We start from the raw sequence: 18,159 nt of genomic DNA on the forward strand, positions 1-18,159 counted from the left end.
CGAACAGGTTCGCTAGAGCGCCAGGTTGTAGTCCTTGAGCCAAGCCCCAGGGAGAGCGCCGTTTAAAGTTCGGCCAGGCGACAACGCTGAACACGACCAACACTACTGCGCCAACGCACGTAAAGTGGAGCAGCAGAATGATCGACAAACGCCAAAGGTTGGTTACAGCACGAAACCTGTCGCAGATGAAGCCGATATCAAAACCAGGTTTCCATCTGTATGCCGTACTGCCATACACCTCCGGCGTTGAAGTCCGACTTGCCGAAGTTGTCTGTGGAACTGTATCGGTCCAGGTCCGAAGACCAGTTCATGAGGCTTGCGAATACTCGCAATTCGGGACGTGTGAGCAGGTCTCCAACGTCAGGTTTGAATGTCGGGGCGATAGTGAATTTCCAGAAGTTGCCGTCGACCGCATTACGTTGTAGATAACCCTTGGGGTCGAGGTTCATGGTTTGCCAGCTCAACTCGTAGGCCATCTCGAAATTGCTGTTGATTTCATTGGCCAAACGCACGTTCAGTGTCATCCAGCGGTAGTCATCACCTTTGACGTATCGATCCTTGCTCTGTTCGGCCAGCAAACTGGGGCCGACTCGCCAACCAGTCGCAAGGGGTGTCTCGCCGTAAAGCGCCAGCCGCAGAGCGCGGGCGTCGTCGATCAGTTCGCCATCCGAACCGATGTTCTTGACCTCTGCCCCCAGACCTTGCCCATAGAGCAGCGCCGTTTTGAAGAAGCCTTCCCTGCCGAAAAAGTCTTTCTGGTGATTGGCCAGCATGCTGTGCAAGCCGGAGTCCGCAGGCGTCAGACCCGCTTCATTGGTGCGGGTGCCGATGTCGTTTTTCTTTGAGCCAATGGCATTGAACATCCACTGCCACTGACCACCATCGAAGTACTGGTTGGAGGTGAGGATGTAGCTTTCCACATCGGCATTGATACCGCCCTCACTGAAATCCCCGTAGTTACGCCCGATCAAGGAGTAATTCGAACGCCAATTCTTGCTCATTTGCACATCGTAGATACCACCCCCCGTACCGGCCAGAAAGACGACGTCCGAGTCCAGCCAGTGGATATCGAAATTGTCTCTATCGAATCGCTTGCCTGCCCACAGGGTGGTGTTCTCGAACACTGAATTGCCCTTGAAGGCGGCGAGATGATCGAGTTCGGTAAAGACCTGACGCACGTTCAAATTGCTTTCGTCGGCCGTCCAGTCATTGGAACTTTCCACACCATCGGCGATGGAAACCGTGAATTTGGAATGGGTGCCGTTCTGCGCATAAGCCTCTTTCGACAGGTCGATGCGCATGTAGGTGTCGTCTTCATTGCCGAGTCGCCCGACGGCGCCACCGACTGAACCGGCCGGGGTTGTATAAGGGCCGCCACGCCCACCACCCAGCCCATCGTTGATCAGCAATCCGGAGCGAGCGTAACCCTTGAAGCTGAACCCGTCGGTGAGGTGTCCGGTACTGCCCTCTTTCTCCATGCTTTGCTGACGGGCTTCGAGTTTTGCCAGCCGGGTATCCACAGTGGGCGCCACAGCGGCTGTCGCAGTGGACGCGGCAGGCTGCAAGGCGGGAGTGGCGAGTTTGATCTGCTGCAATTCCCTGGCGAGCGCCTGGGTTTGCTGTTCGGCTGCGGCCGCACGCTTTTCCGCGGCGCTGGCACGGGCTTCAAACGCGGCCATGCGTTCTTCCAGAGTCGCGGCCTGAGAGGTGGCCGCTGAGGTGCCAAGCACGCCTGCGAGTAGCCAGCTTGATGCTTTCTGCATGTGGATTTCCCTGTTTTGTTTTTATTGTTTTGTTCCCGCGACCGGCCTTTTTTTTCTTAGGTATGAATTGTCAAAATTGACGAAAAAAAGGATGCCTCATCGCAAATACGCTGCTACATTTGGCGATGTTAACGTTAACTTCTCTAAAAACAAAAATAAAGAGGGCTTTATGAAACAGCTGAAATCTCTCCTTCCAGCAGCGCTGCTCACCCTCTGCGCCGGGCTTCCATCCCTCTCGAGTGCAGCCGATTTAACGATCTCGTGCGGTGCGGTAGGTGCGGAATTGCAACTCTGCAAGGAGGCTGTCGAGGCGTGGTCGAAACAGACCGGCAACAACGTCGAGGTGGTTTCCACGCCTAACTCGGCAACCGAGCGGTTGTCGTTCTACCAACAGATTCTCAGTGCGCAATCCAGCGACATCGACATCATTCAAATCGATATGGTGTGGCCGGGGATGCTGGCCAAACACCTGATGGATCTGCGCGAGGTGCTTCCCGCTAACGCGACCCAAGGTTACTTCCAGGCACAGGTGGATAACGCCACGGTGAACGGACGGCTGGTGACGATGCCGTGGTTCACCGACTCGGGTCTGCTGTACTACCGCAAGGACTTGCTCGAGAAGTACAACCAGCAGATTCCACAGACCTGGGAGGAAATGACCGCTACCGCCAAGAGTATTCAACAGGCCGAGCGCAATGCCGGGAATCCCAATGCATGGGGGTATGTATTTCAGGGGCGCGCCTACGAGGGCCTGACGTGCAATGCGCTGGAGTGGATCAGCAGCCAACCGGAAGGCGGACTGGTCAATTCACGAGGCGACATCGTGGTCAACAATCAGGCCTCAAGAACAGCTTTGACCCTGGCGAAAAGCTGGGTCGGAGACATCTCCCCGCGGGGCGTGCTCAATTACACCGAGGAAGAAGGACGTGGCGTATTCCAGTCGGGAAATGCGCTGTTCATGCGTAACTGGCCGTATGTCTGGGCCCTGGTTCAAAGTCAGGACAGTGCCGTAAAAGACAAGGTCGGTGTCGCTCCCCTGCCCCGCGGCGGCGAAGCCGGCACCCATGCATCCACTCTCGGTGGCTGGGGCCTGGCGGTATCGCGTTACAGCGCCCATCCAAAACTTGCCGCAGAGCTGGTGAGCTACTTGACCAGTGCCCAAGAGCAAAAACGTCGTTCCCTGATAGGCGCCTATAACCCGGTTATCGAGTCGCTGTATCAAGATCCCGAATTGCTCGCGGCAATGCCTTATTACAGTCAGCTCCACAGCATTCTCAACGATGGGGTCATGCGCCCCGCATCAGTCACTGCCGATCGCTATCCACGGGTCTCCAATGCGTTCTTCGATCGAGTGCATGGCGTGCTGGCGGGTGAGTTGCCTGTCGATCAGGCGCTGGCCGAACTGGAAAGCGAACTCACCCGCATCAAACGCCGGAACTGGTAAGCCACAAGGAAGGAAATCACCATGTCTGTCTCTTCTACCCACGCCCCCTGTGACGAGCTCCTGCTCACCAGGGAAACGCCTGTACAACGTCGCCGAGTACGCGCTGCCTGGCTGTTTCTGACGCCGATGTTGCTGTGTCTGGCCCTGGTGGCCGCCTGGCCGCTGCTACGGACATTCTGGTTCAGCCTGACCGACGCCAACCTGGCGGATACCGGTGGCGGAACCTTCATTGGCTTGAGCAATTATCTGTTTCACAACGGTTCCAGCTGGTCGGGCATTTTGGTCGATCCACAATGGTGGAACGCCGTGCGCAACACGTTACATTTCACCGTGGTATCGGTGGGGCTGGAAGTCGTACTGGGACTGCTGGTGGCGTTGTTGTTGAACATCAAGTTCACCGGCCGTTCCCTGGTGCGTGCGTTGATTCTGATTCCCTGGGCGATTCCTACCATTGTCTCGGCGAAGATCTGGTCATGGATGCTCAACGACCAGTTCGGCATCATCAATCACCTGATGCTGAGCCTCGGCCTGATTGAAGCGCCTCTGGCCTGGACGGCGGATGCGGACCTGTCGATGTGGGCGGTGATTATCGTCGACGTCTGGAAGACCGTCCCTTTTGTCACGCTGCTGATGCTGGCTGCCTTGCAGATGTTGCCGAGCGATTGCTACGAAGCCGCCAGGGTCGATGGCATTCACCCGCTGAAGGTGTTCTGGCGTGTCACGCTCCCCCTGCTGATGCCCGCATTGCTGGTGGCGGCGATCTTCCGCATCCTCGATTCCCTGCGAGTGTTCGACGTGATCTATGTGCTGACCTCGAACTCATCGAGCACCATGAGTATGTCGGTCTATGCTCGCCAACACTTGGTGGAGTTCCAGGACGTTGGTTACGGCAGCGCGGCCTCGACGCTGCTGTTTCTGGTCGTTGCGGTGATCGCCATGCTTTACCTCTACCTCGGACGCCGTCAACTGGAGGTCCGGTCATGAACCTGCGCCTACTGAAAAAAGCGCTGTTGCGCCTCGGGTTCTGGTGCCTGATCGGGGTTTTGCTGCTGTACGCGGTCTTCCCTTTCTACTACGCCATCGTGACTTCGCTGAAGCCGTCCAGCGCCTTGTTCGAGGTGAGCTACTGGATCGATAACCCCGACTTCTCCAATTACGCGGCGGTACTCCATCAAGCCTCATTCCTGCGGGCGATCGGCAACTCGCTGGTGGTTGCGCTGTGCGTGGTGACGCTGGCGCTGTTCCTCAGCCTGACCGCAGCCTATGCCTTGGGCCGGGTGAAATTCCGTGGGCGTGGCACGGTCTTGATGATGGTCCTTGGTGTGTCGATGTTTCCTCAGGTCGCGGTGCTGTCGGGGCTGTTCGAAGTGATCCGCGCACTGGGTCTGTACAACACGTCCTGGGCATTGATCCTGAGCTACACGATTTTCACCCTGCCCTTCACCGTCTGGGTGCTGACCACGTTTATGGGACAACTGCCCCATGAACTGGAAGAAGCGGCAATCATGGATGGCGCCTCGCCTTGGGTCACGCTGACCCGCGTGCTGTTGCCGTTGCTCTGGCCCGCACTGGTCACCACTGGTTTATTGGCCTTCATCGCAGCGTGGAACGAGTTCCTGTTTGCCCTGACCTTCACCCTCACCGACACCCAACGCACGGTGCCGGTCGCCATCGCCTTGATTTCCGGCGGCAGCCCCCATGAGTTGCCTTGGGGGCTGTTGATGGCCGCCTCGGTGGTGGTCACCGTCCCACTGGTGATTCTGGTGCTGATCTTCCAGCGCCGAATCGTTTCCGGTCTCACTGCCGGCGCGTTAAAGGGTTGATGCCCAACAAAGACAAGGAACAGCATCGTGATCAAATTGAAACTGGACAACGTGAACAAACAATTGGGCGGCATGCGGATTCTTCGCGACGTCAGCCTGGAAATCGCGGCGGGTGAATTCGTGGTGTTCGTCGGCCCTTCGGGCTGCGGAAAGTCGACCCTGCTGCGGCTGATCGCCGGACTGGATTCGATCTGCGGCGGCGACCTGCTGATCGACGGGCGTCGGGTCAACGACCTGGAGCCGCGCGAGCGTGGTGTCGGTATGGTGTTTCAGTCTTATGCGCTATACCCGCACATGAGCGTCTACGACAACATCAGCTTTGGTCTCAAACTGGCCAAGACGGAGAAGACCAGCCTGCGCGAGCGCGTGCTGAAAACGGCGCAAATCCTGCAGTTGGACAAACTGCTGCAACGCAAGCCAAAGGAGCTGTCTGGAGGACAGCGTCAGCGTGTAGCAATGGGCAGAGCCATGGCACGGGAGCCGGACATTTTGTTGTTCGATGAGCCGCTCTCCAATCTGGATGCGTCCTTGCGGGTGCAGATGCGCAACGAAATTGCCCGGCTGCATGATCGGCTGGGCTCGACCATGATCTATGTCACCCACGATCAGGTTGAAGCGATGACCCTGGCCGACAAAATTGTCGTGCTCAATGCCGGTCGCGTGGAGCAGGTCGGCTCACCGCGCGAACTCTATGAACGCCCCGCGAGCCGCTTTGTCGCCGGCTTTCTTGGTTCGCCCAAAATGAACTTTCTGGCGGCGCGCCTGCATGCCTCAGGCAAAACCAGTCTGGTCGATTGCCCCGTATTGGGTATGACTTCCCTGCCCTTTGACAGCTCGAACCTGGCAGCGGACGCGCAGTTGAGCCTCGGGATTCGCCCGGAACACGTGTCGCTCAAGGCGGCAGACGGAACCGCCGGCGTCGTCGTGATAGTGGTCGAATACCTGGGCAGCGAAACCTATGTGCACCTCGATACAGGTCAGGACGAGCCACTGATCTGTCGTTGTGAGGTTAACGCCGGATGGCAGGTGGGTGATCGGGTCGAACTGCAACTGGAGATCGGCAATCTGCACTTGTTCGACGCCGACGGCGCGGCCCTGGAGCGCCACCCACAAGCCATTGAAAACCCGCCAAATGACGTCTCTCTGCGCTCAGTCCGAGCACGCGCCCTATGACCTTGTCTTTGAATACTATGAGCGATCCAACGTCTTCTTCTCTTGACCTCGCGCAGCATGCACTGAGTGACGCCCTGTCTCGCGTCATCCAAGATTATCGACCCGGTTATCATATTGCTCCCCCGGCAGGCTGGATGAACGACCCTAACGGGGTGGTGTTCTTTCGTGGCGAATACCACGTTTTCTATCAGCACTACCCCTTCGAAGCGAAATGGGGCCCGATGTATTGGGGGCATGCCAAGAGCGCCGATCTGGTTCATTGGCAGCACCTGCCCATTGCGCTAGCACCCGGCGATGACTTCGACCGTGACGGCTGTTTTTCCGGTAGTGCGGTGGTGTGTGGAGATACCCTGGCGCTGATCTACACGGGGCACACTTGGCTGGGGGACGTGGGTGACGAGCGCTCGATCCGTCAAGTTCAGTGCCTGGCCACCAGTGTCGACGGCGTCCGGTTCGTCAAGCATGGCGCCGTCATCGAGACAGCGCCGCAAAACGCGATCATGCACTTTCGTGACCCCAAGGTATGGAAGGAGGATGACTACTGGTTCCTGATTGCCGGCGCACGTCTGGACGATATGCCGCTGCTTCCGCTGTACCGTTCCACGGATCTGCATACTTGGGAGTTCCTTGATTATGTGTCCAGCGGCAGCGAGGGCGATGGCTATATGTGGGAGTGCCCGGATCTGTTTCGACTGAACGGTCGCGATGTGCTGCTGTATTCCCCTCAGGGCATGCAACCCCAAGGTTACGAACGGCTCAACAAGTACCAGACCGGTTATCGAGTGGGCCGACTCGACAGCGAGTGGCACTTCACCGGCGGGCCTTTTATCGAGCTGGATAACGGCCACGATTTCTATGCCGCGCAAACGCTCCTGGCCGCCGATGGTCGGCGCCTTGTGTGGGCGTGGCTCGACATGTGGGAAAGCCCTATGCCGAGCCAGGCCCATCACTGGTGCGGCATGCTGGGTTTGCCGCGCGAACTTGAACTGTGCGCCGATCGCCTTTGCGTGTTTCCGGCACGGGAGCTCACTGCTCTACGCCAGACGCCATTACCGGGTACGTCCTGGTGGGATGAAGCGGGAACCCGGTGGGTGCCGGAAGTGAATGGAGATATGCTCGAAATCCATGTGCATCTGGATTTGCTCGGCTGCACCGACGGCCACCTGGGAATCGCCTTGCGTTGCAGCGACGATGGCGATGAAGAAACCCTGCTCTACTACGATGCGTCACTACAGCGTCTGGTGCTTGACCGTAACCGCTCGGGTGCACAAGTCACCGGTCAGCGCAGCGTGGCGATAGACCCGACACAAGAGTTACTGGTACTGCGTGTGTTCCTCGATCGCTCGTCCATCGAGGTGTTCGACGAAAACGGGCGCTTCAGTCTCAGCAGTCGCCTCTATCCGCGGCCCGACAGTCTGGGCGTGAAGCTGTTTGCCAGCGGGAGTGGCGGGCGTGTCTCGATTCCCAAGGTATGGCCTCTGGCCTCGGGATGGCTATGAGCAGCGTCATTCGAGTCGCGAGAAGCCCGGGCCCTGTGTCATGATTCTGCGTCAACCTGACCGGCCTCGCCTCGCATGACTTCAGTGAAAGACGTTGCACAGCTGGCCGGCGTATCCCTGATGACGGTTTCTCGAGCGCTCAACAACCCGGAAAAACTGAGCCCCGAAACCCTTCTACGGGTGCGTCGCGCCATTGATGAACTGCAATTCGTACCGAGCCTGTCGGCGCGCAAGATGCGCGGCGACAACCTCCAGTCGCGAACCATCGGTGTGTTCGCTCTGGACACCGCGACAACACCGTTCGCGGTCGAGTTGCTGCTGTCCATCGAACAGACCGCGCAGCAAGCAGGCTGGAACGTATTTATCCTTAACCTGCTAAGCAACCCGCCCACCGACCAGAACATCGACCTGATGTTGTCGCACCGTCCCGACGGGTTGATCTTCAGCGCCATGGGGTTTCGCCAGGTTTGCATTCCCGAGCGGCTGAAGAGCAAACCACTGGTACTCGCCAATTGCCTGGCCGATGACAGTCGCCTGGTCAGTTATGTGCCAGACGACGAAAAGGGGCAGTATCGAGCCGTACATCACGCGTTAAGCCAAGGCTATCGGCGCCCGCTGTGTATCAATCTGCCAAAACAGAGTCTGGCCTGGGACCTGCGACAAAAAGGCTTGCAGCGTGCCTGTCAGGCATTCGGCCTGGCGCCTGACGCACTCCTGCAATACGACCTTTCCGATCATGACGCCTACGGTGAAACCGCAGCCATCCTCGACCGACATATCATCGAGGGTCGCCCCCAATTCGACATTCTGATCTGTGGCAATGACCGTATTGCCTTTTGTGCCTATCAGCTGTTGTTGGGCCGTGGCCTGAAGATTCCCGCCGATGTCGCTGTGCTCGGCTATGACAACATGATCGGCATCGCCGAACTGTTCATCCCGCCGCTGACCACGGTGCAACTGCCGTATTACGAGATCGGTCGCAATGCTGCCCGGCACCTGATCGAGGCCCTCGAGGTATCGGGAGCCCAGCCAGTTGATTGTCCATTGGTGGTCAGGGCGTCGCTATGACAGGTTGCGCCAGCTAGGTTGTCAACGATGCTGCCAGCGGCCGAACGAACCTGGTCTTAGGCACATTGGGAATGTGCTGGCGCAAAGGTACGGAGAGCGACCCGGGGGTCGCCGACCTGCTCGATAGCCTGCGCTACGCGTCAGCCAATCAGATCGAGCTTCCGGATGCTTGCTGAAGGTGGAGCGCTTTTTCCAGAAGCTGAAGCAGTTTCGCCGGATCGCAGATGGGGCCGCTGGTGCGCTAATCGGGGGCTGTCCCCGGTTTACGTTATTCGGGATATCCGGGAGGGTGCCATGGCAGCTGTTACCGATACGCTGAAGCTGTTTCTCGCCGGCGACGTCATGACCGCCCGCGGCATCGACTCAGTACTGCCGCATCCTGGCGATCCGCGGCTTTACGAAGCTTACGTCAAGAATGCCGGCGATTACGTCCGGCTGGCAGAACGACTCAATGGCTCGATTCCCCGCCCAGTCGATTTCACCTATGTCTGGGGCGCTGCGCTGGATGAGCTCGAACTTCGCCAGCCACACGCACGCATCATCAATCTGGAAACGGCGGTGTCCCGCCGCGGACGTCCGGAGCAAAAGGGCATCAATTACCGCATGAGCCCGGAGAACTTCCCGGCCATCAACGCAGCCGGCATCGACTGCTGCGTGCTGGCCAACAATCATGTGCTGGACTGGGGGGCAGCGGGCCTGGCCGATACGCTAGATACCCTGTCGAGCAACGGTATGTGCAGCGCCGGCGCCGGGCACAACCGTCAATCTGCCGAAGCGCCCGCCGTGCTGCCGCAGCCTGGCGGGTGGCGCTTGCTGGTGTTTGGCCTCGGAGCACCCGACAGCGGCATTGCGCCAGACTGGGCCGCCACGGATAGGCGCGCGGGTGTCGCGCGGCTGGAGGATCTGTCGATGCAAAGCCTGCGCCCTGTGGCCAAACGGATTCTCGAGGGCAAAAATCCGGGGGATCTGGTGATCGCCTCCATTCACTGGGGCGGCAACTGGGGGTTCGATATCCCGCGCGAGCAGGTCCGGTTCGCCCATGCCTTGATCGACGAGGCCGGAGTTGACGTGGTGCACGGGCATTCCTCGCACCACGTCAAGGGCATCGAGGTGTATCGCGAACGCCTGATTCTCTATGGCTGCGGTGATCTGCTGAACGATTACGAAGGCATCGAGGGCCACACCGCCTTTCGCGGCGACCTGGGGCTTCTATACTTTGCCTCGCTGGGCCCGGGCGGGCACCTGCAGTCGCTGGACCTGATACCCACCCGCCTCCATCGATTTCGCATCTGTCGCGCCGAAGGGGATGACCGTCAATGGCTGCACGACACCCTTTCTCGCGAGTGCGCACGCTTGGGCAGCAGCATCCAGCCGGGCGCGAAAAATGCCTTCGAGTTGCGTTGGCAGGAGCGTCTGGACCCGACTTAAGTAACCGCTCCACAAATCCCCACCCTATCCAAGGCGGGGAATGTTTTTTCAGAGGATGTCGCGGCAAAAGCCAACGAAAGACTTTTCTTTGGACGAAAAAAAATGGACCTCTTTTCAGAGATCCATTTTTTAATGCTTGGAGCGGGAAACGAGACTCGAACTCGCGACCCCGACCTTGGCAAGGTCGTGCTCTACCAACTGAGCTATTCCCGCGTCTTGGTGAGGCGCATTCTATAGAATCCAGATGCCCCGTCAACCCTTTGATTCAAAAAAGTTTATTTCTTTTCCACGTCGGTCTTCAGATGCGGCCAGGCAGCCCGCAAATACTGGACCATGGACCACAACGTCAGGCCCGCGGATATCAGCAGCAAGGCGTAACCCAGCAGCACCCAGAAGGTGAAATCCGACGGATTGGCCAGCAGGATCACCAGCGCCAGCATTTGCGCGGCGGTTTTCCATTTGCCCAGGTTCGACACGGCGACGTGAGCGCGGGCGCCGAGTTCGGCCATCCATTCGCGAAGTGCCGAGACGACAATCTCGCGACCGATGATCACGGCGGCCGGCAGCGTGAGCCACAGGTTGCCATGTTCTTGCACCAGCAATACCAGCGCAACAGCGACCATCAGCTTGTCAGCCACTGGATCGAGGAAAGCCCCGAACGGTGTGCTTTGTTCCAGTCGGCGGGCCAGATACCCATCCAGCCAGTCTGTGGCGGCGGCAAATGCGAACACCGAGGCGGACGCCAGGTAGCTCCATTGATACGGCAGGTAGAACAGTAAAATGAAGATCGGAATGAGCAGGACGCGTAGTACGGTAATCAGATTAGGGATATTCATCGGCACAACTGGCTACGAGGTGAGGGGGCATTCTACTCGCTGTGCAGATTGGCATAAATCAACTCTGCGAGCTTTTTACTGATCCCGGGTGCTTTGGCGATCTCTTCGATGCTGGCACGAGACAGCTCCTGCAATCCACCAAAATGTTTCAACAAATCGCGGCGACGGGTCGGTCCGACACCGGCAACGCCTTCCAGTGTAGACGTGCGCCGAGTTTTCCCACGACGGGCGCGGTGCCCGGTAATCGCGAAACGGTGAGCTTCGTCGCGTATCTGCTGGATCAAATGCAGCGCGGGGGAATCGCCGCGCAAGGTGAATTCGTGGGCAGCATCGTTCAGATACAGGGTTTCAAAACCGGCCTTGCGCGTGGCGCCCTTGGCTACGCCCAGCAGAATCAGATCAGGCACGGCCAGTTCATTGAGCACGTCGCGGGCCATGGACAGCTGCCCCTTGCCACCGTCCACCAGCAAAATGTCCGGCAGCTTGCCCTCCCCGTCCTTCAGTTTGCTGAAGCGTCGGGTCAGGGCCTGGTGCATTGCGGCGTAGTCATCGCCCGGGGTGACGCCTTCAATGTTGTAGCGACGGTAGTCGGACTTGATCGGACCTTCGGGACCGAACACCACGCAGGATGCCACGGTTGCTTCGCCGCTGGAGTGACTGATGTCGTAACACTCCAGGCGCTGTGGTGGCTCATCCAGATTCAACACTTCCGCCAGGGCATCGAAACGTGCAGCAACGTGTTGACGGTTAGCCAGGCGCGCTCCCAGTGCCTGCTCGGCATTGGTGACCGCCAACTGTTGCCAGCGTGCTCGCGTACCACGAACCCGATGACTGATGGTCAATTCGCGACCGCGCAGCTCATCGATGGCCGCGATCAGGGTCGGGAAGTCTTCGTGAACCACGTTGACGATCAGTTCGCTCGGCAAGTCGCGCTCGGGACTGCTGATGAAGTACTGGCCGAGAAACGCCGCCATGACTTCAGAAACGTCCTCTTCAATACCCACCTGCGGAAAGAAGTTCTTACTCCCCAGCACCCGTCCACCACGCACACTGATCAAATGAACGCAGGCACCACCCGGATTGACAAACGCGGCGATCACGTCGACATCGCCCGTCCCGCCTTCCATGCTTTGCTGGTCCTGGACCCGGCGCAGTAATGAAATCTGATCGCGCAACTCGGCCGCACGTTCGAACTCGAGGTTGATCGCCGCCTCTTCCATTCCGGCGGATAACTCATCCGTCAGCGCATTGCTGCGCCCTTCAAGGAACATCACCGAGTGCCGTACGTCTTCGGCATACACCTCGGGCTCTACCAGTCCTACACAAGGCGCCTTGCAGCGTTTGATCTGGTATTGCAGGCAAGGACGCGTGCGGTTCTTGTAATAGCTGTCTTCGCACTGACGAACGAAAAACGTCTTCTGCAGCAGGCTCAGGCTTTCGCGAATCGCGCCGGCGCTGGGATAAGGGCCGAAATATTTGCCCTTGGCCTTTTTTGCACCGCGATGGATGCTCAAGCGTGGAAACTGACCATCCGAGAGAAAGACGTAGGGGTAGGATTTGTCGTCGCGCAGCAGGATGTTGTAGGGCGGACGCCATTCCTTGATCAGCGTCTGCTCAAGCAACAAGGCTTCGGTTTCATTGGCCGTAATCGTCGTTTCGACCTGAGCGATACGCGCGACCAGCGCCGCGGTCTTGGGTGCAAGACCGGATTTGCGGAAGTAACTCGACAGGCGATTCTTGAGGTTCTTGGCCTTGCCGACGTAGAGCAGGCGTGCCTCGCTGTCGAACATGCGATACACACCGGGACGCCCACTGACCGTCGACAGAAAGGCGCTTGGATCGAAGACTTCAGTCATTTTCAGAGACTGGCATCGACCATGCCGTGACGGACCGCCAACAGCGTCAACTCGACGTCGCTGCTGATCGAAAGCTTTTCGAAAATGCGGTAACGGTAAGTGTTCACGGTTTTTGGCGACAGACACAGTTTGTCGGAAATGATCTGGACCTTCTGACAGCCGACAATCATCAACGCGATCTGGATTTCCCGCTCCGACAAGGCATCGAAAGGCGAATCATTGGTCGGCTGGAAGGATTTGATCGCCAGTTGCTGTGCAATTTGCGGGCTGATGTAGCGCTGCCCGGCAAACACCAAGCGGATAGCCTGGACCATTTCCGGCAATCCTGCACCCTTGGTCAGATAACCCGCGGCACCGGCCTGCAACAACCTTGTCGGAAACGGATCCTCCTCGCACACGGTGACCGCGACGACTTTGATATCCGGATGACTGCGCAATAATTTGCGCGTGGCTTCAAGACCGCCGATGCCGGGCATCTTGACGTCCATCAGTACCACATCGGGTTTCAACTCACGCGCCTTGAGCAGGGATTCTTCGCCTGACTCGGCCTGGCCGACTACTTGCAGGCCATCGATGTCAGCCAGCATTCGTGTAATGCCTGTACGAACGAGATCATGATCATCGACTACTAGCACCCTAATCAAGCAGACACCTCGCGATATGGTCCTATTGGGTTGCCGACACCTTAGCAAAAAGCGACTGGCAGACCTAGCGGCAAGCGTCATATAAAAAGTTTCAATACATCTTGAAAGGCTTGTCGTAAGCGTGTTTCAGCCGGGTGAAGCATCGATATCACGCTGCATTCTCAGGAAACACTCGTCCGTGCCAACCACCTTCAGGCCCTTTCTCTCATACAACGCTTGCGCGGGATTGTTTTCAAAAACCGTCAAACGCAATGCCGGACGCCGTTCCTTGCACGCCATGGCGAATACCTGATCGATCGTCCAGGAACCGGCGCCCTGCCCTCGAAACGCTTCGATGACGTGCAACTCGCGAATGTACAGGGCTTTGGCATCACGACTCAGACTGACGTAGCCCACCAATGCCTCGTCGCGCGCAATCAACCAGTTCTCGCGCCCTGCCCAGCCCACATCGAAACCTTCGTCCTGCCACAGCAGATCGTGCTGAATGTAATAGCGCAGCATGTTTTTGCGGGTCAGTTCACGAGCGAAGTCGAGGTCCCGGATCGTTGCCGGACGCAATTCAAATGCCATCAAGCCTCCGCGACAGCCACTATTTGCCCCTTCCAGCCATCAGCATCGCGGCGAGCTACGACCATCAGGTTGCCTGTACCCGGTGCGGCCGCTACCAGCGAGCCGTCCGAGGCCCAAATCGCACTGCGTCCCGCCGACTCCCAGCCACCCGTTGCACCCCCATGGTTGGCCATCAGCACCGCCATCGAATGAGCGCTGGCGTAACCTTGCAATAACGCGGTGTCCGGGACGAAGCCGTTTTCCGTGATCAGCACGCCCGCCGCATAGAGATCGGCGCCTTGCTGCGCCGCCGCGGCGGCATGACTGGCGTGAGAGAAATCCGCGCACACCGCCAACGCGACCGTATCGGCACCTATGGTCAGGGTCGAACCGCCGGTTCCCGGTGCAAATGCCACTTCCTCGCCTGGATGCAGATGTTGCTTGCTGTAGATCCCGAGCGATCCATCAGCGCCCAACACCAGCGCCCCAATCAATACGGGCGAATCCTGCGACAGGCGAATCGGCATCCCGACGACAGTGGTCACACCGACTTCCCGCGCGAAATCCCGAAGCGGTTGCAAAACCTCGGCGTCTGGCGCGATAGCCAATTCAGCCGCAAGTCCACGCTCGTACCCGGTCAGCGATAACTCCGGGAACACCAGCAATTGCACGCCCTGCTCCGCGGCAAGTTGCATGAAGCGCTGATGCCGCACCATGTTTGCGGCAAGGTCACCGGCGATGGAGATCGATTGAGCAGCGGCGATGATCAGGGGCGTCATGGTTCGTCCTTGTGACGTTGTACGTAAGCGGAACACAAAGTGTGTCACAACCGGTGACGCACTCAAGCGATAGAAAATGCCGTCGGTGATCGATAGCATTTTCTGATTGAATCCGTGTACCGGCCTCTAGTAAGCTCGGCGCACTCATTGGAGACAAATCATGTTCAACGCCCTCTCACAGCTTCGTACCGTCAGCGCCCTGCGCTCGGTGGCGGCTGCCCGGGTGAATGACGTTTGTGCTCCGGTCAGCTTTTATTTTGGGTATTGGTTTAGCCACTGGCGCGCCTGATACCCACACGGCGCCCACTTTAAACGGGTCGCCACCAGAGAATTCTCAACCCCCGGTCGGCTTCCCGACCGGGGGTTTTGTTTTTTCAGCCCCGCACATTTTTAGCGACACACCAGACAACCAGAGGATTCAACAATGAACTACGCCACTTATTACCGTTACGACAGTTTTTCCGCCTGGCGATTTAGCAGCCTCCGCTCGGGACAGCCTGCCGCCTCCGATCGGTCACCCACAGGTGGCAAGCACACACACGCAGCCAATCCGGCCAATTGTCGAACACCCCAGTAGGGCCGAGTGCGCGGGAACGAACCCGCCGCCAGCCCAGGAAGCCCGAATATGAACTCGTCCGTCTCTGCTCTGCCGCTGTCCACCTTGAGCCCTGCCAATGAAGCGCTGACCCTGCGTCTGCCCAGCTCATTGCAACTCAAACAGCAACTGCCACTCAGCAACGTCCTGAGCCAGCAAGTCACCGCCCACCGCCAAGCGGTACGCGCGATCCTCAACGGTGAAGACTCCCGTCTGTTGGTCATTGTCGGCCCCTGCTCGATTCACGATCCTCAGTCCGCCCTCGAATACGCCGGCAACCTCGCCCGCCTCGCCGCCGACGTCAGCGATGAAATGCTGCTGGTGATGCGCGCCTACGTCGAAAAACCCCGCACCACCATCGGCTGGAAAGGCCTGGCCTACGACCCGCAGCTTGACGGCAGCGACGACATGGCCGGCGGCTTGACGCTGTCCCGCGAGTTGATGCGCGAAATGCTCCGCCTGGGACTGCCGATTGCCACCGAACTGCTGCAACCGATGGCTGCGGGCTACTTCGACGATCTGCTGAGCTGGGTCGCTATTGGCGCTCGCACCACCGAATCGCAGATCCATCGGGAAATGGCCAGCGGCCTGAGCATGCCGGTCGGCTTCAAGAACGGCACCGATGGTGGTGTCGGTGTGGCCAGCGACGCCATGCGCTCTGCCTCCCATCCGCATCGCCATTTCGGTGTCGACAGCCAGGGTCATCCGGCAATCATTCAGACGCCGGGCAATCCCGACACCCACCTGGTGCTGCGTGGCGGACATCGTGGGCCGAACTACGACCGCGACAGCGTCGCCCGGGTGAACAGCGACTTGACCAAACTGAAGATCCCGGCCCGGATCATGGTCGACTGCAGCCATGCCAACAGCGGCAAAGACCCATTGCGTCAGCCAGCGGTGTTTAACGATGTGCTTGAACAGCGCCTGCAAGGTGATCGTTCACTGATCGGCATGATGATCGAGAGTCATCTGTTCGAAGGCTGCCAACCGCTGAGCCCGTCCATGCGTTACGGCGTGTCAGTCACGGACGGCTGCCTTGGCTGGAGCGGGACGGAATCATTGTTGCGCCAGGCAGCCGACCGACTCAGAGCGCAGAGCAGCGATCAACAATCGGCGTGAGCCATACCCTCTTCCAGTCCTCCCATCGAGGACTGGACGTCGGAATCGAGACACGATTAACAGGCAAAGGGTGTTCCCGGAGTAGGCCATCGCAGTAAAACGCTCTGTTACAGATAAAAAGATGTCCAAATATTCCGACCAAGACCTCATGTACTTTCGAACTTTCGTACATTTTCTATTCCGTTTTCATCAGGTTACAGCGGCTTTTTCATACAACGTCGAACAGCGGGTGTGCTTTAGAGTGAGCCCATCAACACACCTCTGAACGACTGTGAAAAAGGAAAGAACATGCTACGGAATGCAACTACTCAGTATCCGATCCTGTTGGTCCACGGGCTCTTCGGCTTCGACCGCATCGGCAAGATCGAACTCTTTCATGACGTCAAGCAGGCCCTCAGGAGTGCAGGCGCAAGAGTGTTCATCCCGCACCTGTCGGCTACCCATAGCAATGAAGTCCGCGGCGACCAACTTCTGGCGCAGATCGAACGGGTACTGGAAGGAACCGGTGCAAACAAAGTCAACCTGATCGGCCATAGCCAAGGCGCACTCGCTGCACGTTACGCGGCAGCGACGGCGCCGGAGGCAATCGCTTCGGTGACGTCCGTCAGCGGACCGAATCACGGCTCGGAGCTGGCCGACTTCTTGCGCAAGGCGCTGACGCCCGGCCGCCTGCCGGAACATGTCGCCGCGACGGTTGCAACGTTGTTTGCAGACTTTCTATCGTTGCTCAGCGGCCACCGTCACCTGCCGCAGAACGCCATCGCCGCTCTGAATGCCCTGACCACCGAAGGCGTAGGCGCGTTCAACGACAAGTACCCCCAGGGATTGCCGAAAACCTGGGGTGGCAAGGGTCGCGAACTGGTCGACGGCGTACGTTATTACTCCTGGAGCGGCACCCTGCAGGGCGATCTCCTCGACAAAGGGCTTGATGCACTGAGTCCGCTGCACGGGTTTCTCCGCGCCTTTTCCCGATACTTCACCACCGAACCCGAGCAGAACGACGGCCTGGTTGGCCGCTACAGCTCCCATTTGGGAAAAGTCATCCGGTCCGACTATCCGCTGGATCATCTGGACAGCCTCAGCCAGACCGCCGGTCCGTTGCGCAAGGGCATCGACCCGATTGCCCTGTATGTGCAGCATGCGGAGCGTCTGAGAACTGCCGGCCTATAAAGGAATGCCCGCGATCTGTGCGGGCTGGAGGGAACTTTGAGGAGAAATAGACCACTGAATCCGGTAGGCTCCGCACTTTACTGAACATTGAAAGGAGTATTTCACCATGGCTAAAGCCACTGCCCGTCACATCCTCGTTGCCAGCGAAGCCAAGTGCAACGAACTGAAAGCCCAAATCGAAGGCGGCGCTGATTTCGCCGAAGTCGCCAAAGCCAACTCCACTTGCCCTTCCAGCCGCCAGGGCGGTGATCTGGGTTCGTTCGGTCCAGGCCAGATGGTCAAGGAATTCGACGCCGTGGTCTTCAGCGCACCGATCAACGTGGTGCAAGGCCCGGTCAAGACCCAGTTCGGTTACCACCTGCTGGAAGTGACCAGCCGTCAGGACTGATCAAGCCTTAAGTTTTCTGCACAAC

17 protein-coding genes and 1 tRNA gene are annotated in these 18,159 nt (G+C 58.5%); 11 read left to right on the plus strand and 7 right to left on the minus strand.

Annotation, left to right across the window (positions count from 1 at the left end):
• Positions 1 to 197: 197 nt before the first annotated feature.
• A complete protein-coding gene (locus tag ACA079_RS18705) occupies positions 198 to 1,763 on the minus strand; it encodes a carbohydrate porin (RefSeq protein ID WP_497700439.1) in 1,566 nt (521 codons plus the stop codon).
• A 169-nt stretch (positions 1,764 to 1,932) separates the two neighbouring features.
• Between ACA079_RS18705 and ACA079_RS18710 the strand changes: the two genes are divergently transcribed.
• The 7 genes from ACA079_RS18710 (at position 1,933) to ACA079_RS18740 (ending at position 10,198) form a co-directional block, all read left to right on the plus strand.
• On the plus strand, positions 1,933 to 3,207 hold the full coding sequence (locus tag ACA079_RS18710; protein WP_497700440.1) for an ABC transporter substrate-binding protein: 1,275 nt from the start codon (positions 1,933 to 1,935) through the stop codon (positions 3,205 to 3,207).
• A 21-nt stretch (positions 3,208 to 3,228) separates the two neighbouring features.
• The gene (locus ACA079_RS18715) at positions 3,229 to 4,191 is read left to right on the plus strand and encodes a carbohydrate ABC transporter permease (protein ID WP_497700441.1); all 963 of its coding nucleotides are present in this window, start codon (positions 3,229 to 3,231) and stop codon (positions 4,189 to 4,191) included.
• On the plus strand, positions 4,188 to 5,030 hold the full coding sequence (locus ACA079_RS18720; RefSeq protein WP_150727227.1) for a carbohydrate ABC transporter permease: 843 nt from the start codon (positions 4,188 to 4,190) through the stop codon (positions 5,028 to 5,030). The genes ACA079_RS18715 and ACA079_RS18720 overlap by 4 nt, the downstream gene beginning before the upstream one ends.
• A gap of 27 nt (positions 5,031 to 5,057) precedes the next feature.
• On the plus strand, positions 5,058 to 6,203 hold the full coding sequence (locus ACA079_RS18725; protein WP_497700442.1) for an ABC transporter ATP-binding protein: 1,146 nt from the start codon (positions 5,058 to 5,060) through the stop codon (positions 6,201 to 6,203).
• Positions 6,200 to 7,702 (plus strand): glycoside hydrolase family 32 protein, encoded by a 1,503-nt coding sequence (locus tag ACA079_RS18730; RefSeq protein ID WP_497700443.1) that lies wholly within the window; start codon positions 6,200 to 6,202, stop codon positions 7,700 to 7,702. Before ACA079_RS18725 ends, ACA079_RS18730 begins: the two co-directional genes overlap by 4 nt.
• Positions 7,703 to 7,777: 75 nt before the next feature.
• Positions 7,778 to 8,770 carry a LacI family DNA-binding transcriptional regulator gene (locus ACA079_RS18735; protein ID WP_497700444.1) on the plus strand — a complete coding sequence of 331 codons (993 nt, stop codon included), beginning with the start codon at positions 7,778 to 7,780 and terminating at the stop codon, positions 8,768 to 8,770.
• A 294-nt stretch (positions 8,771 to 9,064) separates the two neighbouring features.
• Entirely contained in the window at positions 9,065 to 10,198 is a 1,134-nt protein-coding gene (locus ACA079_RS18740; RefSeq protein WP_497700445.1) for a CapA family protein, read from the plus strand.
• Between the two features lie 137 nt (positions 10,199 to 10,335).
• On the opposite strand, the gene ACA079_RS18745 is transcribed toward ACA079_RS18740, so the two are convergent.
• From ACA079_RS18745 to ACA079_RS18770, 6 genes are all read right to left on the minus strand, one after another.
• A tRNA-Gly gene (locus ACA079_RS18745) sits at positions 10,336 to 10,411 on the minus strand.
• 62 nt (positions 10,412 to 10,473) lie between these two features.
• Complete coding sequence (pgsA, locus tag ACA079_RS18750; protein WP_008150904.1) at positions 10,474 to 11,034, minus strand: CDP-diacylglycerol--glycerol-3-phosphate 3-phosphatidyltransferase; 561 nt, start codon at positions 11,032 to 11,034, stop codon at positions 10,474 to 10,476.
• Between the two features lie 32 nt (positions 11,035 to 11,066).
• On the minus strand, positions 11,067 to 12,890 hold the full coding sequence (gene uvrC, locus ACA079_RS18755) for an excinuclease ABC subunit UvrC (RefSeq protein WP_056741535.1): 1,824 nt from the start codon (positions 12,888 to 12,890) through the stop codon (positions 11,067 to 11,069).
• 2 nt (positions 12,891 to 12,892) lie between these two features.
• A complete protein-coding gene (gene gacA, locus ACA079_RS18760; RefSeq protein ID WP_008015884.1) occupies positions 12,893 to 13,534 on the minus strand; it encodes a response regulator transcription factor GacA in 642 nt (213 codons plus the stop codon).
• Positions 13,535 to 13,660: 126 nt separating this feature from the next.
• On the minus strand, positions 13,661 to 14,104 hold the full coding sequence (locus ACA079_RS18765; RefSeq protein ID WP_497700446.1) for a GNAT family N-acetyltransferase: 444 nt from the start codon (positions 14,102 to 14,104) through the stop codon (positions 13,661 to 13,663).
• Positions 14,104 to 14,862: a carbon-nitrogen hydrolase family protein gene (locus ACA079_RS18770; protein WP_497700447.1), complete on the minus strand. Its 759-nt coding sequence runs from the start codon at positions 14,860 to 14,862 to the stop codon at positions 14,104 to 14,106. The genes ACA079_RS18765 and ACA079_RS18770 overlap by 1 nt, the downstream gene beginning before the upstream one ends.
• A 160-nt stretch (positions 14,863 to 15,022) precedes the next feature.
• Here ACA079_RS18770 and ACA079_RS18775 point away from each other — a divergent pair, with 160 nt between their 5' ends.
• The 4 genes from ACA079_RS18775 to ACA079_RS18790 all read left to right on the plus strand — a co-directional run bounded on the left by ACA079_RS18775 (position 15,023) and on the right by ACA079_RS18790 (position 18,134).
• Positions 15,023 to 15,151 (plus strand): hypothetical protein, encoded by a 129-nt coding sequence (locus tag ACA079_RS18775; RefSeq protein WP_024164522.1) that lies wholly within the window; start codon positions 15,023 to 15,025, stop codon positions 15,149 to 15,151.
• 336 nt (positions 15,152 to 15,487) lie between these two features.
• Complete coding sequence (locus ACA079_RS18780; RefSeq protein WP_497700448.1) at positions 15,488 to 16,576, plus strand: 3-deoxy-7-phosphoheptulonate synthase; 1,089 nt, start codon at positions 15,488 to 15,490, stop codon at positions 16,574 to 16,576.
• 288 nt (positions 16,577 to 16,864) lie between these two features.
• Positions 16,865 to 17,746, plus strand: a complete 882-nt coding sequence (locus ACA079_RS18785; protein ID WP_497700449.1) for a lipase family alpha/beta hydrolase — start codon at positions 16,865 to 16,867, stop codon at positions 17,744 to 17,746.
• Positions 17,747 to 17,852: 106 nt separating this feature from the next.
• Positions 17,853 to 18,134, plus strand: coding sequence for a peptidylprolyl isomerase (locus ACA079_RS18790; protein WP_046048458.1), 282 nt, complete (start codon positions 17,853 to 17,855; stop codon positions 18,132 to 18,134).
• Positions 18,135 to 18,159 lie beyond the last annotated feature (25 nt).

Source organism: Pseudomonas sp. LBUM1645, assembly GCF_059716185.1.